This is a genomic window from Amycolatopsis sp. NPDC114505, assembly GCF_055633615.1.
The window spans coordinates 863,700-888,479 of the sequence record NZ_JBVKDV010000004.1 but is presented as its reverse complement, the minus strand read 5'-3'; the positions used below and the strand labels follow the sequence as shown (position 1 = coordinate 888,479).

Genomic DNA, 24,780 nt, shown 5'->3' with positions numbered 1-24,780 from the left:
TAACCAAGTTATGGCAGCTTCGGAGGGGTCAGGCATGGGCAACAAGTTCCTCGAAGGCAACTTCGCCCCGGTGAGCCGGGAGCACACGATCACCGAGCTGGCCGTCACGGGGCGCATCCCCGAGTTCCTCGACGGCCGCTACCTGCGCAACGGGCCCAACCCGCTGTCCGAGGTGGACCCGGCGGCCTACCACTGGTTCATGGGCGACGGCATGGTCCACGGCGTGCGCCTGCGCGACGGCAAGGCCGAGTGGTACCGCAACCGCTGGGTGCGCAACCCGGCCGTCACGGCGACGCTGAACGGCGAGGACGCGAGCCGCTTCTGCGGGCTGGACGCGCTCGGCGCCAACACCAACGTCATCGGCCACGCCGGCCGGACCTTCGCGCTGGTCGAGGCGGGCGCGCCGACTTACGAGCTGACCGAGGAGCTCGACACCGTCGGCCGCTGCGACTTCGACGGCACGCTGCCCGGCGGCTACACGGCCCACCCCAAGCGCGATCCGCGCACGGGCGAGCTGCACGCCGTGTCGTACTCCTTCGGCATGGGCAACAAGGTCCAGTACTCGGTGATCGACGCGCAGGGCCGGGCCCGCCGCACGGTCGACGTCGAGGTCACCGGGTCGCCGATGATGCACGACTTCTCGCTGACCGAGAAGCACGTCGTGTTCTACGACCTGCCGGTGACGTTCAACGCGGAGATGGCGGTCGCGGCGAACGTGCCGGGCGCGCTGCGGGCGCCGGCGAAGCTCGTCCTTTCGGCCATGGTCGGCAAGGTCCGCGTGCCGGACCCGGTGACCGCGATGATGGCCCGCAAGATCGGCGCGAACGGCGGCCTGCCGTACCGCTGGGACCCGAAGTACCCGGCGCGGATCGGCGTCATGCCGCGCGAAGGCGGCAACGGCGACGTCCGGTGGTTCGAGGTCGAGCCGTGCTACGTCTTCCACCCGCTCAACGCCTACGACGACGGTGACAGCATCGTGCTCGACATCGTCCGCCACCCGAAGATGTTCGACACCGAGCTGCACGGCCCGGACGAGGGCGGCCCGACGCTGGACCGCTGGACCGTCGACCTCACCGCGGGCAAGGTCCTGGAGGAGCGGCTCGACGACCGCGGCCAGGAGTTCCCGAGGGTGGACGAGCGGCTCGTCGGCCGGCGCCACCGCTTCGGCTACTCGATGTCGGCCGACGGCGGCGCGACCCCCGGCGGTTCCCTGTTCAAGCACGACTTCCACGCCGGTTCACGGCAGGAGCGCGCGTTCGGCGCGGGACGGCAGCCGGGCGAGTTCGTCTTCGTCCCGTCCCACGCGGACGCGGCGGAGGACGACGGCGTCCTGATGGGCTTCGTCTTCGACCCCGCGTCCCAGCGCAGCGATCTCACGCTGCTGGACGCGGGCACGCTGGAGACCGTCGCGGCGATCCACCTGCCGGACCGCGTGCCCAACGGCTTCCACGGCAACTGGGTCGAGTCGGTTTAGGTCAGCAGGCGGTGGTCGCCGGTGTAGAGGTTCATCGAGTCGCCGCGCAGGAAGCCGATCAGCGTCATGCCGTTCTCTTCCGCGAGCTCGACCGCCAGTGACGACGGGGCGGACACCGCGGCCAGCAGCCCGATCCCGGCCATCGCGGCCTTCTGCACCAGCTCGAACGACGCGCGCCCGGAGACCAGCAGGCCGTACCCGGGCGCGGGGATCCGGTTCTCGAGGACGGCCCAGCCGAGCACCTTGTCGACCGCGTTGTGCCGGCCGACGTCCTCGCGGACGACGGCGATCTCGCCGTCCGGGGTGAACAGGCCCGCCGCGTGCAGGCCGCCGGTGCTGGCGAACACCTTCTGCCGGGTGCGCAGGGCGTCCGGCAGGGCGGACAGGGTCTCGCTCTTCACCGTGAACGTGGCCGAGGCGGGGGAGAAGCGGGTCTTGAGCTTGACCGCGTCGAGCGCGGCCTTGCCGCAGACCCCGCACGACGACGTCGTGTAGAAGTTGCGCTCGACCCCGGTGTCCGGCGGCGGCACGCCGGGCGCCAGCGCGATGTCCAGCACGTTGTAGGTGTTGCGGCCCTGGTCGTCGACGCCGTCGCAGTAGCGGGCGACGGCGATGTCCTCGCGGCCGCCGATCACCCCTTCGGACAGCAGGAAGCCGTGGGCCAGCTCGACGTCGTGCCCGGGCGTGCGCATCGTGACCGCCAGCGCCTTGCCGCCGACGCGCAGTTCCAGGGGCTCTTCGGCGGCCAGCGCGTCGGGACGGCGCCGGTCGCCGGTCGCGGAGATCTTCCGCACCGGCCTCCGCACGGTCACCCTGCCCATGACCCACACCCTTCTCCGCCGGAAAGTTTGACACTCGCATGGTGCAACACCGGGTATTTAGTAATACATTCCCTCCATCATCCCCACTCTACGGAGGGATCCGATGGCTCTCGGCTTCCTGGACCGTTCCCGGATCGTGGCACCACCAGGCTGGACGCGCTGGCTGGTGCCGCCGGCGGCCCTTTCGGTACACCTGTCGATCGGGCAGGCCTACGCGTGGAGCGTCTTCAAGACGCCGCTCGAGAAGACGATGCACCTGAACGGGACGCAGAGCTCGCTGCCGTTCCAGCTCGGCATCGTCATGCTCGGCCTCTCCGCGGCGTTCGGCGGCACGCTCGTCGAGAAGAACGGCCCGCGCTGGGCCATGTTCGTCTCGATGTGCTGCTTCGCCACCGGGTTCCTCGTCTCCGCGCTCGGCGTGGCGACCGGGCAGTTCTGGCTGGTCGTCGTCGGCTACGGCGGGATCGGCGGCGTCGGGCTCGGCATCGGCTACATCTCGCCGGTGTCCACGCTCATCAAGTGGTTCCCGGACCGCCCCGGCATGGCGACCGGGATCGCGATCATGGGCTTCGGCGGCGGTGCGCTCATCGCGTCGCCGTGGTCGTCGTCGATGCTCGGCACCTCGCCGACCACCGGCACGATCGCGACGGCGTTCCTGGTGCACGGCGTCGTCTACGCGGCGTTCATGTCGATGGGCTGGCTGCTCGTACGGGTGCCGGCCGACGACTGGAAGCCGGCCGGCTGGGAGCCGAAGACCGACCACGGCAAGGCCATGATCAGCACCGCGAACGTCTCGGCCGCCAACGCGATCAAGACGCCGCAGTTCTGGCTCCTGTGGGTCGTGCTGTGCTTCAACGTCACCGCGGGCATCGGCATCCTGGAGAAGGCGTCCCCGATGATCGTGGACTTCTTCAAGAACACCTCGACCCCGGTCGGCACGGCCGCGGCGGCCGGGTTCGTAGCGTTGCTGTCGCTGTGCAACATGCTCGGCCGGTTCGTCTGGTCGTCCACTTCGGACCTGGTCGGGCGCAAGAACATCTACCGCACCTACCTCGGCGTGGGCGCGGTGCTGTACCTGGTGATCGCGCTGACGGACAACTCCTCGAAGGTCGTGTTCATCCTGTGCGCGATGGTGATCCTGTCGTTCTACGGCGGCGGGTTCGCGACGATCCCGGCGTACCTGAAGGACCTCTTCGGCACCTACCAGGTCGGCGCGATCCACGGCAGGCTGCTCACCGCGTGGTCGGTGGCCGGCGTGCTCGGCCCGCTGATCGTCAACGCGATCGCCGACAACGAGAAGTCGGCCGGCAAGTCCGGCCCGGCGCTCTACCAGCTGTCGTTCTACATCATGATCGGCCTGCTGGTGGTCGGCTTCGTGGCCAACGAGCTGGTGCGGCCGGTGAAGGCGAAGTTCCACGAGCCCGTCACCTCGGACGCGGCCGCGAGGAGTGAGGCGTGATGAGCGAGCAGCCCCAGGAGACCGGGACGAACCGCGTGCCGCTGATCGTGCTCGCCTGGGCGTGGGTCGTGCTGCCCTTCGCCTACGGCGTGTACCAGCTGTTCCTGAAGCTGGTGCAGCTCTTCGGGTAGCCCTTGTGAGCTGAGTCACCCGTGCAGCGGGAGCGGGCCCGGCGGCGTCGGTAGGACGTGCACCTACTGGGGAAGATCGCCGTCGCCGGGCTCGCTTTCGCCGTCCTGGGCGGTACCGCCTACGGCTACACGAACCTCCACGCCCTCGACGACGTCTCGCGCGACAGCGTCATCGACGCCGAGGGCGGCACCGCGCCCGGGGAACAGCCCGCCGACGGCTCGCTCGACATCCTGCTCGTCGGCCGCGACTCGCGGACCAACGACCAGGGGCAACCGCTTTCCCCGGAGGTCCTGCGCGAGCTCCGGGCCGGGGCCAACGGCGACGACCTCACCGACACGCTCATCGTGCTGCGGATCCCGAACGGCACCCACGACGTGAAAGCGTTCTCCATCCCGCGCGACAGCTACGTGTCGATGCCCGGCGGGAAGGGGAAGATCAACGCCGCGTTCGGGCGCGCGAAGGCCGCCGAAGCCAAGCGGCGGCGCGACGCGGGGGAGACCGACAAAGCGAAGATCGACCAGGCCGCCCTCACCGCCGCGCGCCGCGGGACGCGGCAGGCGGTCGAGGGCCTCACCGGCGTCAAGATCGACCACTACGCCGAGGTCAACCTGCTCAGCTTCTACGAGATCAGCCAGGCGGTCGGCGGCGTCGACGTCTGCCTGAAGGAAGCCACCAAGGACAAGAACTCCGGCGCGGACTTCCCGGCCGGGCCGCAGCGGATCCAGGGCGCCGACGCGCTGGCCTTCGTCCGGCAGCGCGACGGGCTCCCGGGCACCGACTTCGCCCGCGTCCGGCGCCAGCAGGTGTTCCTCTCCGGGCTGGCCCGGCAGGTGCTGTCGGCGGGGACGCTGGCCAACCCCGGGAAGCTCTCGGACCTCATCGGCGCCGTCAAGCGCTCGGTGGTGCTCGACGACTCGTGGAACCTGCTCGACTTCGTCGCGCAGATGCGCGGGGTCAGCGGGGGCGGGATCCGGTTCGAGACGATCCCCGTCGTCAACCGCGACTACCGGTACGACACGGACAACCCCCACGCCACGGCCGTGCAGGTCGACCCGGCGGCGGTGAAGGCCTTCGCGGCGGACCTGATCGGGTCCGCCGCGCCGAAGACGCCGGCCGCCGCCCCGGTCACGGTCGACGTCTCCAACGCGAGCCCGAAGGGCGGTCTCGCCGCCCGCGTGGCCGGTTTCCTGGGGGACCACGGATTCACCAAGGGCACGACCGGCAACACCGCCTCGCGGCGGACGTCCCTGGTCCGCTTCGGCGCCGACCTCGCGCAGCGGGGCGCGGAGGTCGCGAAGCTGCTGGGCGGGCTGTCGACAGAGGAGTCCGCGGCGGTGCCGGCGGGCCACATCGAGGTGGTGCTCGGGTCGGTGTACGCCGGCCCGGGGACGACCGGTGGCGGGGGCGCCCCGGCCGCCGGCGACGAGCCGATCACCTCGGACGGGGTCGTCTGCGTGAATTGATCGCGCGCGCCAATCGAAAGCCCGGCCTTTCATCGGGTTCCGCGAAATTGCGCCAGGAATTTCCGCGAAGTACCGCGTTTCCGTTTTCCGCCGACCGGACCACGGCGGACCACCGGGGTGACTGGTCTTGACGCTGCCTCCCTGGTGAGGCAGTGTGCGGTGACCGTCGACGGCAGCACCGAGCGGCGGACCGGAAAAGATCACCAGACCGGTGGCGAACCGGAAAGTCAATTTCAGGAAATACGGAAAGTCCGGAACCTATGCGTAGCAGCGTTGCCCGCGGAGGGTGGCTCCTTCCGGTGCTCGCTTCCGCCGTTCTTTGTGCCGGGTGCCAGTCGTCGTCCACTTCGGCGCACTACCCCGACTCGATCGACGCCTGCAAGCTGCCCGGCTCGAACGCGCGTGACCGGCTCGCGCCCGGCACCGTCGAGGTCCCGGCCGACTCGGTGAAGACCGCCGACGCCAAGGTCGTCCCCCAGGACCGCTCCACCGAGGGCAACGACCTGACCAGCTGCAAGCGCCTGTTCGCCCGCGACCTCGGCGGTGGCAAGCCCAACATGCAGGACTACCGGCTCGTCACGATCGCCGTCGTGCGGTTCACCGACTCCGACCCGGGCGAGGGCGCGACCAAGGCCACCCAGCTGATGACCGACGCGCTCGGCGACCACTCGGGGGTCCGGCTCGCCACCGACGTCGGCGACGAGGCCGGGTTCTCCGAGCAGTGGGCCGCCGTGCGCACCGGGAACGTCGTGCTCAGCCTGGCCATCGCCGACGGCGGCACCGAGGCCGCGCTGATCCCGCCGGCGACCCTCGACAACGTCCAGGCCGTGGTCACCGACATGACCAACACGCTGCAGCGCGACTACCGGGGCTGAACCTCGAGCCGCACCACGATCGCCTTCGACACCGGCGTGTTCGACTTCTCCGCGACCGAGTCCAGCGGCACCAGGGCGTTGGCCTCCGGGAAGTAGGCCGCCGCGCAGCCGCGGGCCGTCGGGTAGGACACCACCCGGAACGACGGCGCGCGGCGGTCGCCGTCGCGCCACTCCGAGACCAGGTCCACCATCGCGCCGTCGGTCAGGCCGAGCGCGGCGATGTCGTCCGGGTTGACCAGCACGACCCGGCGGGCGTTCTCGATGCCGCGGTAGCGGTCGGAAAGCCCGTAGATCGTGGTGTTGTACTGGTCGTGGCTGCGCATCGTCTGCAGCAGCAGCCTGCCCTCGGGCACCTGCGGGTACTCCAGCTCCGAGACCGTGAAGTTGCCCTTGCCGTTGGCGGTGCCGGTGAACTCGCGGGAGTCGCGCGGCGCGTGCGGCAGCACGAACCCGTCCGGCTCGCGGACGCGGCGGTTGTAGTCCTGGCAGCCCGGCACGACGCGGGAGATGCGGTCGCGGACCAGGTCGTAGTCGGTCTCGAACGTCCGCCACGGCACCGCGTGCCCGGCGCCGAACAGCGTCTCGGCCAGCCGGCAGACGATGGCGACCTCGGACAGGAGGTGCTCGCTCGCCGGCTTGAGGCGCCCGCGCGAGGTGTGCACCTGCGACATCGAGTCCTCGACCGTGACGAACTGCTCGCCGCTCGCCTGGACGTCGCGTTCGGTGCGCCCGAGCGTCGGCAGGACCAGCGCGGTGCGGCCGTGGACGACGTGGGAGCGGTTCAGCTTCGTGGAGACGTGCACGGTCAGCGAGCACGACTCGAGCGCCTTCTCGGTCGCCTCCGTGTCCGGGGTCGCCGAAGCGAAGTTGCCGCCGACGGCGAAGAAGACCTTGCCGCCGCCGTCGCGCATCGCCCGGATCGCGTCGACCGTGTCGAAGCCGTGCTCGCGTGGCACCTCGATGCCGAACTCGGCGGCGAGGGCGTCCATGAAGGACTGCGGCATCTTCTCCCAGATGCCCATCGTCCGGTCGCCCTGGACGTTCGAGTGCCCGCGCACCGGGCACAGGCCCGCGCCCGGCTTGCCGATCATCCCCCGCATCAGCGCCAGGTTCGCGATCTCCGAGATCGTCGGGACGGCGTGCTTGTGCTGCGTGAGGCCCATCGCCCAGCAGTAGATCGTCCGCTCGGAGGAGGCGATCATCCGCGCGACGCGCTCGATCTGCTCGCGCGGCAGCCCGGTGGCGCGCTCGACCTCGGGCCAGTCGATCTCCCGCAGGTGCTTCGCGTAGTCGTCGAAGCCGTCGGTGACCCGCTCGACGAAGTCGCGGTCGACGATCGCGCCGGGCGCTTCCTCGTCCCAGGTCAGCAGCAGGTGCCCGACGGCCTGGAACAGCGCGAGGTCGCCGCCGAGGCGGATCTGGGCGAACTCGTCGGCCAGCGGCGTGCCCTTGCCGACGACGCCGCGGACGTTCTGCGGGTTCTTGAACCGCATCAGCCCGGCCTCGGGCAGCGGGTTGACGGCGATGATCCGCGCGCCGTTGCCCTTGGCCTCCTCGAGCGCCGAGAGCATCCGCGGGTGGTTGGTGCCCGGGTTCTGCCCGACGACGACGATCAGGTCGGCCTTGTGGATGTCGGCCAGGCTCACCGAGCCCTTGCCGATGCCGGTGGTCGCCGCCAGCGCCGCGCCCGAGGACTCGTGGCACATGTTGGAGCAGTCCGGCAGGTTGTTGGTGCCGAACGAGCGCACGAGCAGCTGGTAGAGGAACGCGGCCTCGTTGCTGGTGCGGCCCGAGGTGTAGAAGATCGCCTCGTTGGGGTCGGTGAGGGCCTTCAGCTCGCCGGCGACCAGCTCGAAAGCGTCGTCCCAGGAGATGGGCTCGTAGTGCGTCGCGCCTTCGCGGAGCACGAACGGCTCGGTGACGCGGCCCTGCTGGCCGAGCCAGTAGTCGGTCTTGGTGCGGAGGTCCTCGATCGGGTGCTTCGCGAAGAACTCGCGGTCGACCCGTCGTTTCGTGGCCTCCTCGGCGACGGCCTTGGCGCCGTTCTCGCAGAACTCGGCCAGCTTGCGCTTCTCGCCGTCGACCTCACGCGGTTCCGGCCACGCGCAGCCCGGGCAGTCGAAGCCCTCACGTTGGTTCAGCAGCCGCAGCGCCTTGACGGTCCGGCCGGTGCCCATCTGCTCGACGCTGCGCGCGAGGGACACGGCCACCCCGGGTATCCCGGCCGCCCAGCCCTTCGGCTTGCCCACCTCGAGGCGGGTCTCGTCCACGTCCTGCGCCGGCGCTTCACGAGTCATGTGTTCATCGTGCGCCTCGATGACCGCGCGCGCGAACAGGGGTCAGGCTTTCGTCGCGCGGAGCCCGCGGTCGGAGAGGGTGACGGCGAGCAGGAGAACGCTGATGACGACGAGTGCGACGGCCAGCCGGTGCAGCCCGGCCGAGTCCGCGTGCGGGCCGTAGCAGAGCGCGATCAGCGTCGAGGCCACGATCGCGCCGAGGTACTGGGCCGTGCGGAACAGGCCGCTCGCGGTGCCCATCTGCTCGGCGGGTGCCTCGCGGTAGAGCGTCGTCTGGTTCGCGACGCTGGTGAGGCCCTGGGCGAGGCCGAACAGCGCGGCCAGCGCCAGCAGCGCGGCGGTCCACGTGCCGTCGTGGACGAGCAGCAGCAGTGCCGAGCCGCCGACCAGCGCGACCGCGACCGTGACCAGCCGCGCCTTGATGCCGGAGCCGCGCCCCGAGAACGCGGCCGCGCACACCGCCGTGCCCGACATCGGCAGCAGCATCAGCCCGGCGGCCTCCTCGGACAGCTGCCGCGTGGTTTCGAGCCATTGAACGTAGCCGAACATGATCGCGTAGATGGCCATGAAGCTCAGGGCCTGCCGCAGGTAGGTCCGCAGGATCGCCCGGTTGGCCGCGAGCATCCGCAGGTCGAGGAACGGGTCGTCGCGCCGCAGCTCGACCAGCCCGAACGCGACGCCGAAAGCCGCGACGACGGCGAGCAGCCAGGGCTCGGTGCCCGGGTCCATCAGGAAGAACAGGAGCGCGAGCAGCGTCGCCGAGAACAGCGCGATGCCCAGGACGTCGATCGGCTTCGCGGTGCGCTCGCCGCGATCGTCCTTCGGCACCCACAGCAGCGCCAGCACCAGCGACAGCCCGGCGAGCGGGATGTTCACGGCGAAGATCGCCGGCCAGCCGAAGAGGCCGATCAGCAGCCCGCCCAGCGTCGGGCCGATCACCATCACGGTCTGCGCGGACATCGACAGCACCGACAGCACGCGCGCGGGCACGCCCTGGCCGCTCGCTTCCGCGTGATGACGCAATACGGCCATGGCGGCCGGGAAGCCGGCACACGTGCCGAGGCCGAGGACGACCCGCACACCGGTCAGCCAGCCGACCGAGAGCGGGATCATGCCCGCGATCCCCGCGATGATCACCAGCACCGCGCCGCCGAGCAGGACGCGGCGCGCGCCGTAGCGGTCGACCAGCAGCCCGACCACCGGCTGCCCGACCGCGGTGGCCAGGTAGAGCGCCGAGATCAGCCAGGCCGTCTGGCCGGGGCCGGCGCCGAAGCTCTGCCCGATCGGCACGAGCGCGACGGCGATGAGGGTCGAGTTGATCGGGTTGAGGACCGCGCCGGCCACCAGCGGGGTGACCAGGCGGGTGCCGAACTTCGCGGGGGCGGTGACGGTGCTCGTGAGCGCTCCTTCAGTGGTGGGCGACTTCAGTGTTCGGCGACGCGCTGCAGCAGCGGCAGCGCGCGCGTGACGGTCTCGAGCTCGGCGGGGGAGAGGGCGTCCAGCAGCGCCTGGGCCAGCCACTCGTCGCGGTGCTGGAGGATGCCGCGCACCGTGTCGGAGCCGGTCTCTGACAGGCCGATGACGACGCGGCGCCGGTCGGCCGGGTCGGGGGTGCGGGTGAGGTAGCCCAGCTCGTCGAGGACGCCGAGGGTCGAGGCCATCGACTGCTGCCGCACGTGCTCGGCGGCCGCGAGCTCGCCCTGGGTGGCGGGGCCTTCGCGATGGAGCCGGTTGAGCACGGCGGACTGCGACGGCGTCAGGATGCCGGCGTTGTCGACGTGGCGCAGCCGGCGGTGCAGCTGCGCGACGACGGCGCGGATCCAGCCGGCGCTCTCGGCCACGTGTGCGGGTACTTCGCCCATGCACACAGTCTAACTGTACAGTCCAGACTGTGCATCTGGATGTGACGCACCCCCGGTCGGGAGTGCGCGTGGGTCAGTGGCAGCCGTCGAGGGTCGGCACCGGGTACTTCGGGTCGTAGTAGCCGGGCGCGTCCTGGTCACCGTCGGTGGGCGGACCCGGCGGGTTCGCGTAGCCGGGGGCGAGGAGGCCCTCCCGGGCGTCGGCGCAGCCGACCGCCGACGTCGCGCTCCGGCCGCCGTCGATCCACAGCCCGTGGCTGGTCTTGGCGACGCCGGAGCCGGTGGCGACGACGTAGGTCTCGTCCACGCGCAGGAAGCTGACGATCTCGTTCGGGCTGGTCAGCGCATCGGGGTGGACGTTGTCGAAGGCGAAGGCGATGACGTACTTCGCGTCGACGGCCAGTTCGCCGGGCTTGTCGCCGGCGTGCGCGGTGAGCGTCCCGAAGGAGCGGGGACCCGCGTCGAGCAGGTGGTAGCCGTCGGCGATCTCGGTCAGGTAGGAGTCGAAGCCGGCCTTGTCCTTCCCCGGCTTCTCGGTGAGCCGCGGCGCGAGCTGCTCACGCTGGTCCGGCGCGAAGAGCGCGAGGTAGGCCTTCGGGTCGTGGGCGAACAACACCGCGGCGTCGAGGTGGGCGGCGGTGATGGCCTGCCGGACCTTCGCGTAGGCGTCCGCGACGGCGTCGGCCTTGAACGCGCCGACGGCGGCCGCGGCGGGCGAGGTGATGCCGTCCAGCCCCTTCGGCCAGGTGTCGGCGGGGGTGTTCGCGTACGGGTGCGCCAGGTCGACGTGGGCGAACTGCGCCACCGACGTCGGGTTCGGCGCGGCGGCCGGAGCCGGGGCGCGGCGGCCGGCCAGCACGATCCCGGCGGTCGTCACGCCGAGGATCGCCACGAAAACGGCGAAGATCCACCAGCGCCGCCGCGGTTTCCGCGGGCCGCGCTTCCGCTGCTTGCGGACCTGCTTGCGATCCTTCTTCGCGCCCAGCCAGGCGTCCGTCTGCGCGTGCTTGCGCCACTCCGGATCCGCCAGGTCCGGGTGGGAATCGAGCAGGTTTTCGTCGTCCACGTGATTCATCCCCCAAAGTCGATGCCTGATCATCGACGGCGGGGGCGAAGCGTTACGAGCCGAAGAACAGGAACGGGTCCTCGTTGACGCCGATGCCCTGGATCTGGTGCACGGTGATCGCGGCCACGACCAGGACGACGACCAGGAGCAGCGCCAGCACACCGGGCCAGCGGCTGTGCCCCGGCTGCTGGTGACCACCGGCGCGGCGCTCGCGTTTGCGGCGCTTCTTCAGCTCCTTCTTCGCGCCCAGCCAGGCGTCCCGCTCGGCGTGTTGCTGCCAGTCCGGGTTCATCAGGTCCGGGTGCGTCTCCAGGCGCCGGTCGTCCGGATCCTGCGGCTGCTGAGGCTCTGCCATCCCGAGTGCCTTCCCCCTGGGTGACCCGCCGTGACGGGTTCGTAGACTTGTCCATTGTGACCGAGAACGCTCCGCAGCAGACCACCGACCTTCCGGGTGCCTGGGACCCGGCCGCCGAAGAAGCACCGATGTACGACCGCTGGGTAGCGGCCGGGTACTTCACGGCCGACGCCACGTCGGAGAAGCCGCCGTTCTCGATCGTACTGCCGCCGCCGAACGTGACCGGTTCCCTGCACATGGGCCACGCCCTCAACCACACGTTGATGGACGCGATGAGCCGCCGCCGTCGCATGCAGGGCTACGAGGTGCTGTGGCTGCCGGGCATGGACCACGCGGGCATCGCGACGCAGAACGTCGTCGAGCGCCAGCTGGCCGGCGAGGGCCTTTCGCGCCACGACCTGGGCCGCGAGAAGTTCGTCGAGCGCGTCTGGGAGTGGAAGGCCGAGTACGGCGGCCGGATCCTCGGCCAGATGAAGCGCCTCGGCGACGGCGTCGACTGGTCGCGTGAGCGCTTCACCATGGACGAGAACCTGTCGAAGGCCGTCCAGACGGTGTTCAAGAACTTCTTCGACGAGGGCCTGATCTACCGCGCCGAGCGGATCATCAACTGGTGCCCGCGCTGCCAGACGGCGCTGTCGGACATCGAGGTCGACCACAACGACGACGACGGCGAGCTCGTGTCGATCCGCTACGGCGACGGCGCCAACGCGATCGTGGTCGCGACGACCCGCGCCGAGACGATGCTGGGCGACACCGCGGTCGCCGTCCACCCGGACGACGAGCGGTACGCGCACCTGGTTGGCACCGAGGTCGAGCTGCCGCTGACCGGCCGCCGCATCCCGATCGTGGCCGACAAGCACGTCGACCCCGAGTTCGGCACGGGCGCGGTCAAGGTGACCCCGGCGCACGACCCGAACGACTTCGAGATCGGCCGTCGCCACGACCTGCCGATGCTGACGATCATGAACGAGCGCGCCGAGATCACGGCGCCGGGGCCGTTCCAGGGTCTCGACCGCTTCGAGGCGCGCCCGGCAGTCGTGGCCGCGCTGCGGGAGGCCGGCCGGATCGTGGCCGAGAAGCGCCCGTACGTGCACGCGGTCGGGCACTGCTCGCGCTGCGACACGGTCGTCGAGCCGCGGCTGTCGCTGCAGTGGTGGGTCAAGGTCGAGGAGCTGGCCAAGCTCGCCGGCGACGCGGTCCGCGACGGCCGCACGAAGATCCACCCGCCGGAGCTGGGCAAGCGCTACTTCGACTGGGTCGACAACATGCACGACTGGACGATTTCGCGCCAGCTGTGGTGGGGCCACCGGATCCCGGTGTTCTACGGCCCCGACGGCGAAGTGGTGTGCGTCGGCCCGGACGAGCAGCCGCCGACCGGTGAAGGCTGGACGCAGGACCCGGACGTGCTGGACACGTGGTTCTCCTCGGGCCTGTGGCCGATGTCGACGCTGGGGTGGCCTTCGTCTTCCGCGGATCTGGAAAAGTTCTATCCGACCAGTGTGTTGTCGACGGGCTACGACATCCTGTTCTTCTGGGTCGTCCGGATGATGATGTTCGGCGTGCACCAGATGGACGGCAAGCAGCCGTTCGACCACGTGTACCTGCACGGCCTGATCCGCGACGCGCAGGGCAAGAAGATGTCCAAGTCGCGCGGCAACGTGATCGACCCGCTGGAGTGGATGGACGCGTACGGCGCGGACGCGACCCGTTTCACCCTGGCCCGCGGCGCGAACCCGGGCGCGGACATGGCCTTGGCCGACGAGTGGGCGGCGGGCTCCCGCAACTTCTGCACGAAGCTGTGGAACGCGACGAAGTTCGCGATGATGAACGGGGCTTCGGTCGCTGCTCCGTTGCCCGCTGCCGGCGAACTGACCGAGTCCGACCGCTGGATCCTGGGGCGGCTGAGCGCGCTGGTGTCCGAAGTGGACGGCCTGTTCGAGGACTTCCAGTTCGCGAAGGTGGCGGGCGCGCTCTACCAGTTCACGTGGAACGAGCTGTGCGACTGGTACCTGGAGCTGGCGAAGGTCCAGCTGTACCAAGGAGATGACGCTCGGGTCTCGGCGACGCGATCGGTGCTGGGGCACGTGCTGGACACGGTGCTGAGGTTGCTGCACCCGTTCATCCCGTTCATCACGGAGAAGCTGTGGACGGCGTTGACGGGCGGCACGTCGCTGGTCGTCGCGGCGTGGCCCGCTCCTTTTGAGGGCTACGCGGACACTGTGGCCGACGCGCGGATCGCGGACGTCCAGAAGCTGGTGACGGAGATCCGCCGCTTCCGAGCCGACCAGGGGTTGAAGCCGGGCCAGAAGGTGGCGACCCGCCTGGCGGGCTACGCGGGTGGTCACGAGCCGGCGGTCCGGTCACTGGTCCGGTTGACGGAGCCGTCGCCGGAGTTCGCGGCGAGCGCGTCCCTCGAGGTGGCCCTGGCGGACGGCGTGGTGACGGTGGAGCTGGACCTGTCGGGCACGGTCGACGTGGCGGCGGAGCGCAAGCGGCTCCAGAAGGACCTGGCGGCGGCGGAGAAGGAGCTGACCCAGACGGAGGCGAAGCTGGGCAACGAGGCGTTCATCGCCAAGGCCCCGGACCAGGTGATCGAGAAGATCAAGACGCGCAAGACAACGGCGGCCTCGGACATCGACCGCATCACGGCGCGGTTGGCTGCGTTGCCGGCTTCCTGAGGTTGTTTGACCAAAGCCCGGCGCTCCTTCGGGAGTGCCGGGCTTTGTCATGTGTCGATGGACCGTGCCGCTTCGATCAGGGCGACCGCCTCCGGTGTCACCCGCCGGTCCGAAGGCGTGGCCAGGTACGTCTGCATCCGCGGCGACGGCTCCACCAACGGCCGGAAAACCACCCCCGGCACCGGCAGCAGATTGGCGTGCGCCCGGTAGAACACCGTCCAGTGTGGACGGCCGAAGCCCAGTGTCCCCAACGTGTCCTGCGCCGTCGTGAACTCCGTTCCCAGCACCGGCTCGAACCCCGCCGCGCGGCAGCACGACACCACCAGGTCGTACAACGGCTGGTTCCGCGCCCGCGAACTGAGCCGCACCGGCAACGAAGCCAGCGAAGCGAAAGAGACCTCCGAAGCGGAAGCCAACGGATGAGACGCGGGCAAAGCCACCATCACCTCGTCCGTCCACAAAGGAGTCAAGTCGAGACCCGACGACGGCCACGAGCCCCGCACGATGGTCGCGTCCAGGGATCCGTCGCGGACTCGCTGCAGCCGCTCGGCCGTCGGGGCGTGGAGCAGCTCCAACGACGCCGACGGCGCGAGACGGGCGAACGCTCCCAGTAGGACGTCCAGCCGATCGCCCAGGCCTTCGCTCGTGCCCAGTCGCAGGAGGGCCTTCGAAGCGCGGAACTCCGACACCGAATCCGAAGCCCGCTCGGCCGCCGCCAGTACCGCCAGTGCGTGCGGCAGGAACCGCTGTCCCGCCTCCGTCAGCACCACCGAACGCGTCGACCGCGTGAACAGCGACACGCCCAGCGACCGCTCCAGCCGCCGGACCTGCTGGCTCACCGCCGGCTGGACGATGTGCAGCCGCTCCGCCGCGCGGCCGAAGTGCAGCTCCTCGGCCACCGTAACGAAATACCGAAGCTGCCGCAGCTCCACCTCAGGCCCCATTCATCAGTGTTCGTGATGAGTGTAAGAGCGGACTGCCCATCGAAAAGCGCGAACCCGGCCACCAGGCTCACGGCATGCCTTACGCAACCGTCAACGACACCCGCTTCTACTACGAAGACGCCGGCACCGGCCCGGCCCTGCTGCTCCTGCACGGCTGGGGCGCCAGCGGCCGCGTCTGGGGGTCGTGCCTGCCCGATCTCGTGCGCGACCACCGCGTCATCACCCTCGACTGGCGCGGGTGCGGCCGCTCGGACCGCCCCCTCGACGGCAACACCATCGCTGGTGCCGTGGCCGACCTCGAAGCCGTGATCGAGCTGCTGGAGATCAAGCCGGTCGTCGTCGGGTCCAGCATGGGCGGGGTCTTCGCCACCGAACTCGCGCTCGCGCGCCCGGAGCTGGTCGAGCACGTCGTCGCCGTCGACAGCCCCGGGTACTGGCCGAGCGCCGGCATGCTCGAAACCGTGCGCGAGCTGCGGGAGAACCTCGTCGACGACCGGTTCGGCACCGTCGCCGGCTGGGTGCCCGGCTGGTTCGGCCCGAAGGCCTCGCCCGGGCTGGTCGACTGGACCGTCCGCCAGCTGCTCGACTCCGGTGTCCACATCGACGCGCTCTTCACCGAGATCACCACCTACGACCCGCGGCCCCGGCTGAAGGACCTCAAGGTCCCGATCACCTACCTCCACGGCGAAGTGGACACCCAGATCCCCCTCGAAGTCCCGCGCGCCTGCGCCGCCGAGACGCCCGGCGCCCGGGTGCGCGTCCTCGCCGGCTGCGGTCACATCCCGCACCAGGAGGACCCCCGCGCGTTCACCGCCGCCCTCCGCGAGATCGCTTGAAATGCCGAAAGCCCGAGAAGGAAGCACCGTCGTCCACTACGACCGGACCGGCGACGGCCCCGCCCTGCTCCTGCTGCACGGCACCGCCGCCTCCCGCGAGCAATGGGGACCGTTGACGGCGAAAGCGCATGGCCACACCGTGCTCGCCCCCGACTTCCCCGGCTCCGGCCTGACCGAGGACGACGGCGGCCCGATCAGGATCGAAGACCTCGCCGCGCAGGCCGAAGCCGTGCTGGACCACGCTGGCATCGGGCAGGCCGACGTCGTCGGACACTCGCTCGGCGCCGTGGTGGCGGCCCACCTGGCCGGCACGCGCCCGGACCGCGTCCGGAAAGCGGTGCTGCACGCCGCGTGGCCGGTCACCGACACACGACAGGACGCCGAGTTCCGCTACTGGCTCGACCTGCTCGGAACCGGGAGCTTCGCCCGGATGCTCCCGCTGATGGCCTTCGGCCCGCGCTACTGGGAGCAGGCCACCGCGGAGAGCAACGAACAGCTGGTGAAGACGCTCGAGACGATGATCGAGCCGGGCACGGACCGGCAGATCGAGGCCGACCGCGGCGTCGACCTGCGGCCCGTGCTCGGGCGGATCACCGCGCCGGTGCTGGTGCTCGGCAGCGCGCACGATCGGCTGATCACGGCGGACCAGCAGCGGGAGCTGGTCGCCGCGATCCCGGACGCGCGCGCCGCCGAGATCGACGCGGGGCACGGTGCCCCGGCCGAGCTGCCGGACGAGTTCGCCCGGATCGCGCTGGAGTTCCTCAGCGCAGGGACTTGAGCACCACCGCGGCGATGCCCGCCATCCCGGTCTTCAGCGGGTGGTAGGCGGCGGCCACGAAGACGTTCTGGTCCTTGCCGTTGATCCACGCCGAACCGCCGCGCGCGCAGGCGTCGTGGCCGCGCGACGGGCCGAAGGTGTCGACGAACTCCGCCTTCCCGTCCGCGTCCGCGGCGTCGGCCAGCGTCCGGTTCAGCGCCTCCTCGACGCTGTTCAGCCACGCGTAGTCGCCGTCGGCGAACGGCAGCACGTCCGGGCAGTAGCCGGACGCCGGCGCGATCCGCGGGTAGCCGACCACCAGCACCCTCGCCCGCGGCGACCGCTCGTGGATCGCGGCCAGCACCGCCTCGACCCGCGGCCCGATGTTGTCGATCGCCGGGGCGATCGAGCCGTCGAAGTGCTCTTTGCAGGGGCTGCCGGTCGGGTCGCTCGCCCGCAGGTCCGGGCAGGTCGAGATCAGGCTGCCGAACACGTCGTAGTCGTTGCCGCCGATGCCGAGCGTGACCAGGTCGGTGTCGATCCGCAGCGCGCCCAGCTGCGGCGGGTTGGTGCCGTTGAACGGCACGCCCTGGGGCCGGGTCATGTTCGTGGTGTCCGCGCCGGCGCAGCTGACGTCGGTGAACCGCCGGGTGTGCAGGGCCGCGGCCAGCACCGACGGGTAGTTCGCGGTGGACCGCCCGCAGCCGAGCGGGTCGAGCCGCTGGACCGGGATGAACGGCCCGGAGGTGTAGGAGTCGCCGAGGGCGACGTAGCTGCCGATGCTCGCCGCGGACGCGGCGGTGGCCGAAGCCGGCAGCAGGATGGCTGCCGAGAGGACGGCGGTGAGCAGCCGGGGGATGCGCATGAAGACCTCGTTCTCGCTGGCGGAATCGCTGCTTCCACATCTAGCGAGCGCCGGACGGCGAGGGGGCGGACTTCACTCCTCAGTCGGGTCACCGTCGCCGTGCTCACGGTAAGTGATCAGCGTGCGCCAGAACAGCAACGGCCGGACGGTGCTCCCGGGCAGCAGCCGGGCCGCCTCGCGGCGCACCTCGGCCAGCGTCGGGTAGTCGTCGACGACCGGGGCCCGCGGGCCGTCCTCGCCGCCGCCGTTCAGCCGCTCGCCGGCGTAGACGACCAGCCGCGCGAGCGCGTTGACCGGGACCGCCGCGATCGCCCGCGCCCAGTCCGCGGGCGTGCTCGGTTTCGCCAGGCCGAGCACCACGAGCACGCCGCCGGGCACCAGGGCGCGGCGCAGCTTGGCGACCGTCTCGAACGGCATGTGGTGCAGGGAGGCGAGGCACGAGATGAAGTCGTAGTGCCCGTCGGGCAGGGCGTCGGTGGTGACGTCGGCCTGCCGGTAGACGATCTTGCCCGGTCCCGGCGAACCGAGGCCCGCCGCCGCCTCGACCATCGCGGCCGAGACGTCGACCGCCTCCACCGCCATGCCGGTCGCGGCCAGCCGCCGCGCGAACCGGCCGGTGCCGCAGCCGACGTCCAGCGCGATCCCCGGCCCGGGCGGCAGCTGGTCCAGCAGCAGCGGGTGGTAGTGGTCGTTGTGGTTGAACGGCATGCGTCGAGAGTGCCACCTCCGTCGCACGTAGACTCGGAAGGCAAGTGCGAAAACCCCAGGCCGGAGGAGATTCAGTGCCGCAGGATGAGACAGGTCGAAAGCCGGACCTGTCGGATCTGGACAGCTTCGCGGGCGTCGACGAGCTGGGTGCCGAAGGGTACGAGGACTCGGACGACCACGACCCCGAGCTGGACGCGCGGGACACCGCGTTCGAAGCCGGTGGCGGCTCGCGCGGCGGGATCGGCGGCGTCGGCCAGCTGGGCGACAACCTCGCCACCGGCCCGGTGCCCGACCTGACCGTGCCCGAGGACACCGAGCTCCACGAGCTCGACGACCAGGGCGCCCCCGAGGTCCACAGCGCCGAGGACGGGCCCGAGGCCCGCCGTGCGCTGATGGCCGTCGAGGCCGAGCTGAACCAGCGCTGGCCGGAGACGAAGATCGAGCCGTCGCTGACCCGCATCTCCGCGCTGACGCAGCTGCTGGGCGAGCCGAACCGCGGCTACCCGGTGCTGCACGTCGCCGGCACGAACGGCAAGGGCTCCACGGCCCGGATGATCGACGCGCTGCTGACCCGGATGGGCCTGCGCGTCGGCCGCTACACCAGCCCGCACCTGCAGCTGGTCACCGAGCGGATCGCGCTCGACGGCGTGCCGATCTCCGCCGCGCGCTACGCCGAGCTGTGGCACGACATCGCGCCGTACGTGGCCATGGTGGACGGTGCCGCCGCGGACGGCGTCGCGATGAGCAAGTTCGAGATCCTCACCGGGATGGCGTTCGCCGCCTTCGCCGACGCGCCGGTCGAGGCCGCGGTCATCGAAGCCGGCCTGGGCGGTGCCTGGGACGCCACGAACGTCGCGGACGCCGACGTCGCGGTCATCACGCCGATCGGCATCGACCACGTCGAGTACCTCGGCCCGGACATCCTCGGCGCTGCGCGCGAGAAGGCGGGCATCATCAAGGCCGGCTCGGTCGCGGTCATCGCCGAGCAGGACCCCGAGGTGCAGAAGGTGCTGCTGGAACGTGCCGTCGAGGTCGACGCGGCGGTCGCCCGCGCGGGCAGCGAGTTCGGCGTGCTGGAGCGCGAGGTCGCCGTCGGCGGGCAGCTGCTCAAGCTGCAGGGCCTCGGCGGGGTCTACGACGACGTCTTCCTGCCGCTGCACGGCGCCCACCAGGCCGCGAACGCCGCGCTCGCGCTGGCCGCGGTCGAGGCGTTCTTCGGCGCGGGCAAGGACAAGCAGCTGGTCATCGAGGCCGTCCGCGAAGCGTTCGCCGAGGTCGAGACGCCGGGCCGGCTCGAGCGGGTCCGCGCGGCCCCCGCCGTGATGATCGACGCGGCCCACAACCCGCACGGCGCCCGCGCGCTCGCGGCGACCGTGGCCGAGGAGTTCGCCTTCCGCCGCCTGGTCGCGGTGGTCGGCGTGATGGCCGAGAAGGACGCCCACGGCATCCTCGACGCGCTGGAGCCGGTGGTGTCCGACATCGTCGTGACGCGCAACTCCTCGCCGCGCGCGATGCCGCTGGAGGAGCTGAACCAGCTGGCCATCTCGGTGTTCGGCGAGGACCGGGTGGTCGCCGAGACCGACCTGGAGACGGCGATCGAGACGGCGATCGCGCTGGTGGAGACCACCGACGACCCCGAAGAGCCCCTCGCGGGCGGCGGCGTGCTCGTCACCGGCTCGGTGGTCACCGCGGGCGAGACGCGCACTCTGTTCGGGAAGGAGCCGGCGTGACCTCGAACGAGACGCCCAAACCGAAGGACCCGATGAAGGGCTTCCGCGGCGTGATGTCGGGGACGCTGATCATGGAGGCGATCACGGTCGCCCTGGCGCTGCCGGTGGTGAACAAGCTCGGCGGCGGGATCAGCACGGGCACCGGCTGGACGGTGCTGGCGGTCGCGCTGGTGCTGGTGGTGACGTGCGGGTTCGTCAAGAAGCCGTGGGCGGTGCCGGTCATCCTCGCGCTGCAGGTGGTACTGATCGCGCTGGTGTTCTGGCTGCCGGCGATCGCGGTGCTGGGCGTGGTGTTCTTGGCGATCTGGCTGTGGCTGCTGTGGCTGCGCAAGGACGTCGCCCGCCGCATGGCGGCCGGCACCCTCGCGAGCCAGCAGCTGCCTCAGCCCTGACCTACCGCAGGACGACCACCCGCAACGCGGGGGAGCGCAGGATATCGGCCTCACAGAAGCGTTCCTTCACCCACTGACCCCGGCTGTAGAGCTCCGTCTGGTCGCTGAAGTACGGCGACTTCGGGTTAGCCGACTGCGAGTACGTCAGCACCGTCGAGGAGTCCGGGCACGCGCGCCCGCGGAAGCCGACCACCTGGATGTAGCTGGATCCGTGCTGGACCTCGACGTTGCCGCGCGCCGGGTCCCACACCGGCGTCATCACGTTCAGCACGCCGAGGAAGCCCGGGCCGCCGTGGATCGGGATGCGCTCGCCGTTGCGCGTGACTGCCTGGCCGTCCTTGAGGCGAGCGTCCGGCGCGAGTCCCGCCGTGCGCAGCTCCACCAACGCGTCCCCGAACGCCTCCCGGACGTCCGCGTTGGCGACGTTGAGCGTGTTCGGCGTGGTCAGCGGCGCCTTCGGGTCGAACGGCACCGAGAAGCGGTCCACGTTGCCCAGCCGGGCGGCGAACCGCTGGAACAGCAGCGAACCCCGCGTGTCGAGCGTGTACGTGTGGTCCCAGTTCGCGATCGCCGAGCACGCCGGCCCGACCGGGACCGGGCCGGACGACGACGGCGCCTGCCCGCCCGGGAAGGACGCGCACAGTTTCGCCAGGTCCGCCGCCGTCAGGTCGGCGAACAGGCTGTGGTCGGCGAAGAGCATCTTCTTCATCGAGTCCGTCGTGAAGCCGCCCTTCTCGGCGGTGAGCAGCGCCTCCCGCGTCCGCGGCGACCGTTCGGTGCCGATGTCCCCGACGATGTGCGGGTACCCCGTGATCGGCGCCTTCGCGTTGGCCAGCCAGGCGCTGTCGTTGGTGTTCAGCTCGTAGTCCCGGCTCTGCTGACGCGGCAGCCGCGACGGCGCGAAGATGCCCGGCTCGAGCGCGCCGGGGTCGGAACCCCACTGGCACGACGACTTCGATCCGTCCAAAATGGCCAGTCCGACCTCCGGGAAGGTCTGCCGTCCCAACGGAGTGCTGCAGACTCCGGCCTGCTCGTCGGTGACGTGCGGGACGACCTGGATGTCGGCGTAGAGCGCGTTGCCCGCCCGGTCGGTGGCGATGGTGTTGACCCACGGCACACCCTGCGTGCGGCTCAGCGTGCCGACGATGTCCGCCGTGCTGCGCGCCTGGTCGAGCTCGAACCACGTGTTGAGCCCGCGCATGTTCGTGCCGTTGGCGTCGCGCACGGTGTACGCCGACTTCGTGGTCCACGGCAGCGGAATGCCCTGGAAGTCGCTCATCACCGGCCCGTACCGGGTGGACCAGAACGTCTGGCGCACCGGCTTGAGCGAGCCGTCGGCCTGGCGCACCTGGACGGTGACGTCGCGGGACGTCATCTTCTCCGGCTTTCCGTCGACGAGGTACGTCGTCGGGTCGCCCGCCTTCAGCGGCACCTCGAACAGGCCGAACGTGACCGGCGTGGACACCGTGTGCGTCCAGGCCGCGTCCGCGGTGTGCCCGATCTGGACGAACGGCATGCCGAGCAGGCTCGCGCCGGCGACGTCGAGCCGGCCGGGGATGGTCAGCTGGCTCTGCCAGAACCGGCGCCCGGCCTGCCACGGGTAGTGCGGGTTGCCGAGCAGCACGCTGCCCTGGCCGGCCGCGGTGGAGTCCGCGCCGACGGCGATGCCGTTGCTGCCGAGCCCGCTGCCGTTCAGCGCCTGCGCCACCTTCGCCGACAGCTGCCCGCCGGTGCCCGGGGCCGGCGTCGCGCCGGACGGCGGCGCCGTGAACAGCCCTTCGGTGACGACGCCCTGGCCACCGGTGATCGCGATGGCGTAGTAGTGCCGGTAGAAGTCCTGTTCGGTGATCGGCCGGACCCAGTCCGCGCCGTGGCAGGCCGGGTCGGAGATACCGGCGCGGCCGGTGCGCGCGAGGTAGGCGTTGAACCCCTTGACGTAGCCGGAAACGACCTCGCGGACTTCCCGGCGCGGCCCCAGCGGCGCGGGCTGCGCGACCAGCCGGTCGACGACGTGGGAGTCGTTGATCCGCTGGAAGAACAGGTCGCTGTGCAGGTTGCTCTCCGCCTCGGACAGCGACGGGTAGCCGCCGCCCTCCGGGCCGAAGTACTTCGATCGCTGCCCGCTCACCGTGAGGTAGATGTTCGCGAGCTCGCAGACGTTGTCGGTCGCCGCCGCGAAGCCGTACCCGTAGCCGAGCCCGGCGTAGTCCTTCGCGACGATGTGCGGGATGCCGTGTTCGGTGTAGCGGAGGACGGCCTTCGCATGGCCGTCTTCGCCTGCTTCCGCGACGGCGGTGAAAAGTGTGGTGAAGGTGAGTGCCGCTGTCAGAACCGCCAGGCTCTTCCTGAATGGTCTCATCTGACCCCCTTGTCGTGATCGCCACGCTACCGAGGGAGACGACGGCCGGACATGGGGGAAAACCCGGGGATGTCGTTCACCCGGGCGCAAACCTGCGTTGGCCGCGGCGGGATAGAAACCGCGCATGACCGAACCGACCCACCACTCCCGCCGCACGCTGCTCAAGGCCGGTCTCACCGGCGCCGCCGCCACGCTCGTGGTGCCGTCGGCCGCGTTCGCCGCGACTCCGCTCGTGCGCGCCGGCCGGCCCGTGCTCACCCACGGCGTCCAGTCCGGCGACGTCACGCCCGGCTCGGCGATCGTCTGGTCGCGGGCCGACCGGCCGTCGCGGCTGGTCGTCGAGATCGCGCGCGACCCCTCGTTCCGGCACGCCCGCCGGGTGCCCGGCCCGCTCGCCGGCCCGGCCACCGGCGGGACCGGGCAGGTCCGCGTCGCCGGCCTCGCGCCCGGTACCGAGTACCACTACCGCGTCACGGCGGAGTCCCTCGACGGGCGCACCACGAGCGAGCCGCTGACCGGCCGGTTCGCCACCGCGCCGGTGGGCCGCCGCGACACCCGGATCCTGTGGTCGGGCGACGTCGTCGGCCAGAACTGGGGGATCAACCCGGACCTGGGCGGCATGACGATCTTCTCGGCGATGGCCGCCCGCCGCCCGGGCCTGTTCCTGCACAGCGGCGACACGGTCTACGCCGACGGCCCGCTGACGGAGACGGTCGCCCTGCCCGGCGGCCGCACGTGGCGCAACGTCGTCACGGCGGAGAAGTCCAAGGTCGCCGAGACCCTCGACGAGTACCGAGGCCAGCACGCGTACAACCGCCTCGACGCGAACTTCAAGCGCTTCGCCGCGCAGGTGCCGGTCTACGCCCAGTGGGACGACCACGAGGTCTTGAACAACTGGTACCCGGGCGAGATCCTCGATCTCCCCGCCTACACCGAAAAGCGCGTCGACGTCCTCGCCCCGCGGGCCTACCAGGCCTTCCACGAGTGGCACCCGATCGACTCGCGCCAGGCCGTCGACGGCCGCGTCTACCGCAGCTTCGAATACGGCTCGCGCGCCGAGATCTTCGTGCTGGACATGCGGACCTACCGCAACGCCAACACGGCCGACCAGACCAAACCCGGCTACATCCTCGGCGACCGGCAGGCCCGCTGGCTGGCCGACGCGCTCGGCCGCAGCACGGCGACCTGGAAGATCGTCCAGGCGGACATGCCGCTGGGCCTGGTCGTCCCGGACGGCACCGACATCGAAGCCGTGGCGAACAACCGGCCGGGCGCGCCGGGCGGGCGCGAGACGGAGCTGGCCTGGGTGCTGCGGGAGATCCAGCGCCGCCGCGTCCGCAACGTCGTCTGGCTGACCGCGGACGTCCACTACACGGCGGCGCACCACTATTCCCCGGACCGGGCGGCGTTCCAGGACTTCGACCCGTTCTGGGAGTTCGTGTCCGGGCCGCTGAACGCGGGCGCGTTCGGCCCGAACGCGCTGGACCCGACGTTCGGCCCGGAGGCGGTGTTCGTCCACGCCCCGCCGGTCGCCAACACGGCCCCGATCGACGGTTTCCAGCACTTCGGCGAGCTGAACATCGACGCGGGGAGCGGTGACCTGACGGTGGATCTCCGGGATGCCACGGGAGCGTCGCTGTGGTCGAAGAAGCTGCACCCGCAGGGCCGGTGAACACGGTCGGCTACGCTCACGCGCACCGACACGCA

At 71.0% G+C, this 24,780-nt stretch carries 21 protein-coding genes; 11 read left to right on the top strand and 10 right to left on the bottom strand.

Going from position 1 to position 24,780, the window contains the following annotated elements:
- The first annotated feature begins 34 nt into the window (after positions 1–34).
- Positions 35–1,474 carry a carotenoid oxygenase family protein gene (locus tag ACZ7OU_RS41915; protein ID WP_470259557.1) on the top strand — a complete coding sequence of 480 codons (1,440 nt, stop codon included), beginning with the start codon at positions 35–37 and terminating at the stop codon, positions 1,472–1,474.
- Here the strand turns inward: ACZ7OU_RS41915 and fdhD are convergent.
- A complete protein-coding gene (gene fdhD, locus ACZ7OU_RS41910; protein WP_470259556.1) occupies positions 1,471–2,295 on the bottom strand; it encodes a formate dehydrogenase accessory sulfurtransferase FdhD in 825 nt (274 codons plus the stop codon). The two genes, ACZ7OU_RS41915 and fdhD, sit on opposite strands and share 4 nt — an antisense overlap.
- A gap of 103 nt (positions 2,296–2,398) precedes the next feature.
- Between fdhD and ACZ7OU_RS41905 the strand changes: the two genes are divergently transcribed.
- From ACZ7OU_RS41905 to ACZ7OU_RS41890, 4 genes are all read left to right on the top strand, one after another.
- The gene (locus ACZ7OU_RS41905) at positions 2,399–3,754 is read left to right on the top strand and encodes an L-lactate MFS transporter (RefSeq protein ID WP_470259555.1); all 1,356 of its coding nucleotides are present in this window, start codon (positions 2,399–2,401) and stop codon (positions 3,752–3,754) included.
- Positions 3,754–3,885 (top strand): MFS transporter small subunit, encoded by a 132-nt coding sequence (locus tag ACZ7OU_RS41900; RefSeq protein ID WP_470245892.1) that lies wholly within the window; start codon positions 3,754–3,756, stop codon positions 3,883–3,885. Before ACZ7OU_RS41905 ends, ACZ7OU_RS41900 begins: the two co-directional genes overlap by 1 nt.
- 57 nt (positions 3,886–3,942) lie before the next feature.
- The gene (locus ACZ7OU_RS41895) at positions 3,943–5,349 is read left to right on the top strand and encodes an LCP family protein (RefSeq protein WP_470259554.1); all 1,407 of its coding nucleotides are present in this window, start codon (positions 3,943–3,945) and stop codon (positions 5,347–5,349) included.
- 299 nt (positions 5,350–5,648) lie between these two features.
- Positions 5,649–6,224 (top strand): hypothetical protein, encoded by a 576-nt coding sequence (locus ACZ7OU_RS41890; RefSeq protein ID WP_470259553.1) that lies wholly within the window; start codon positions 5,649–5,651, stop codon positions 6,222–6,224.
- Here ACZ7OU_RS41890 and ACZ7OU_RS41885 read toward each other — a convergent pair.
- The 5 genes from ACZ7OU_RS41885 to ACZ7OU_RS41865 form a co-directional block, all read right to left on the bottom strand.
- Positions 6,212–8,521: an FdhF/YdeP family oxidoreductase gene (locus ACZ7OU_RS41885; RefSeq protein ID WP_470259552.1), complete on the bottom strand. Its 2,310-nt coding sequence runs from the start codon at positions 8,519–8,521 to the stop codon at positions 6,212–6,214. The genes ACZ7OU_RS41890 and ACZ7OU_RS41885 overlap by 13 nt on opposite strands.
- A gap of 42 nt (positions 8,522–8,563) precedes the next feature.
- Positions 8,564–9,865: an MFS transporter gene (locus tag ACZ7OU_RS41880; RefSeq protein WP_470259551.1), complete on the bottom strand. Its 1,302-nt coding sequence runs from the start codon at positions 9,863–9,865 to the stop codon at positions 8,564–8,566.
- Between the two features lie 80 nt (positions 9,866–9,945).
- Positions 9,946–10,383, bottom strand: coding sequence for a MarR family winged helix-turn-helix transcriptional regulator (locus tag ACZ7OU_RS41875; protein WP_470259550.1), 438 nt, complete (start codon positions 10,381–10,383; stop codon positions 9,946–9,948).
- A 73-nt stretch (positions 10,384–10,456) separates the two neighbouring features.
- Entirely contained in the window at positions 10,457–11,458 is a 1,002-nt protein-coding gene (locus ACZ7OU_RS41870; RefSeq protein ID WP_470259549.1) for a hypothetical protein, read from the bottom strand.
- Positions 11,459–11,501: 43 nt separating this feature from the next.
- Entirely contained in the window at positions 11,502–11,804 is a 303-nt protein-coding gene (locus ACZ7OU_RS41865; RefSeq protein ID WP_470245899.1) for a hypothetical protein, read from the bottom strand.
- Between the two features lie 56 nt (positions 11,805–11,860).
- On the opposite strand from ACZ7OU_RS41865, the gene ACZ7OU_RS41860 reads away from it, so the two are divergent.
- On the top strand, positions 11,861–14,482 hold the full coding sequence (locus tag ACZ7OU_RS41860) for a valine--tRNA ligase (protein ID WP_470259548.1): 2,622 nt from the start codon (positions 11,861–11,863) through the stop codon (positions 14,480–14,482).
- Between the two features lie 47 nt (positions 14,483–14,529).
- On the opposite strand, the gene ACZ7OU_RS41855 is transcribed toward ACZ7OU_RS41860, so the two are convergent.
- Positions 14,530–15,426: a LysR family transcriptional regulator gene (locus ACZ7OU_RS41855; RefSeq protein ID WP_470259547.1), complete on the bottom strand. Its 897-nt coding sequence runs from the start codon at positions 15,424–15,426 to the stop codon at positions 14,530–14,532.
- Positions 15,427–15,500: 74 nt separating this feature from the next.
- Between ACZ7OU_RS41855 and ACZ7OU_RS41850 the strand changes: the two genes are divergently transcribed.
- Both ACZ7OU_RS41850 and ACZ7OU_RS41845 read left to right on the top strand, forming a co-directional pair.
- Positions 15,501–16,262: an alpha/beta fold hydrolase gene (locus ACZ7OU_RS41850; protein ID WP_470259546.1), complete on the top strand. Its 762-nt coding sequence runs from the start codon at positions 15,501–15,503 to the stop codon at positions 16,260–16,262.
- A gap of 1 nt (position 16,263) precedes the next feature.
- On the top strand, positions 16,264–17,040 hold the full coding sequence (locus tag ACZ7OU_RS41845; RefSeq protein WP_470259545.1) for an alpha/beta fold hydrolase: 777 nt from the start codon (positions 16,264–16,266) through the stop codon (positions 17,038–17,040).
- Here ACZ7OU_RS41845 and ACZ7OU_RS41840 read toward each other — a convergent pair.
- Positions 17,024–17,884, bottom strand: a complete 861-nt coding sequence (locus tag ACZ7OU_RS41840) for an SGNH/GDSL hydrolase family protein (protein WP_470259544.1) — start codon at positions 17,882–17,884, stop codon at positions 17,024–17,026. The genes ACZ7OU_RS41845 and ACZ7OU_RS41840 overlap by 17 nt on opposite strands.
- 72 nt (positions 17,885–17,956) lie before the next feature.
- Positions 17,957–18,592, bottom strand: a complete 636-nt coding sequence (locus ACZ7OU_RS41835) for a class I SAM-dependent methyltransferase (RefSeq protein ID WP_470259543.1) — start codon at positions 18,590–18,592, stop codon at positions 17,957–17,959.
- Positions 18,593–18,666: 74 nt separating this feature from the next.
- Between ACZ7OU_RS41835 and folC the strand changes: the two genes are divergently transcribed.
- A complete protein-coding gene (gene folC / locus ACZ7OU_RS41830; RefSeq protein ID WP_470259542.1) occupies positions 18,667–20,322 on the top strand; it encodes a bifunctional tetrahydrofolate synthase/dihydrofolate synthase in 1,656 nt (551 codons plus the stop codon).
- Between the two features lie 32 nt (positions 20,323–20,354).
- Positions 20,355–20,714 (top strand): DUF4233 domain-containing protein, encoded by a 360-nt coding sequence (locus tag ACZ7OU_RS41825; protein WP_470246483.1) that lies wholly within the window; start codon positions 20,355–20,357, stop codon positions 20,712–20,714.
- Between the two features lies 1 nt (position 20,715).
- Here ACZ7OU_RS41825 and ACZ7OU_RS41820 read toward each other — a convergent pair whose 3' ends face one another.
- Positions 20,716–23,073, bottom strand: coding sequence for a penicillin acylase family protein (locus ACZ7OU_RS41820; protein ID WP_470259541.1), 2,358 nt, complete (start codon positions 23,071–23,073; stop codon positions 20,716–20,718).
- Positions 23,074–23,197: 124 nt separating this feature from the next.
- Between ACZ7OU_RS41820 and ACZ7OU_RS41815 the strand changes: the two genes are divergently transcribed.
- Complete coding sequence (locus ACZ7OU_RS41815; RefSeq protein ID WP_470259540.1) at positions 23,198–24,745, top strand: alkaline phosphatase D family protein; 1,548 nt, start codon at positions 23,198–23,200, stop codon at positions 24,743–24,745.
- The last annotated feature ends 35 nt before the right edge of the window (positions 24,746–24,780 follow it).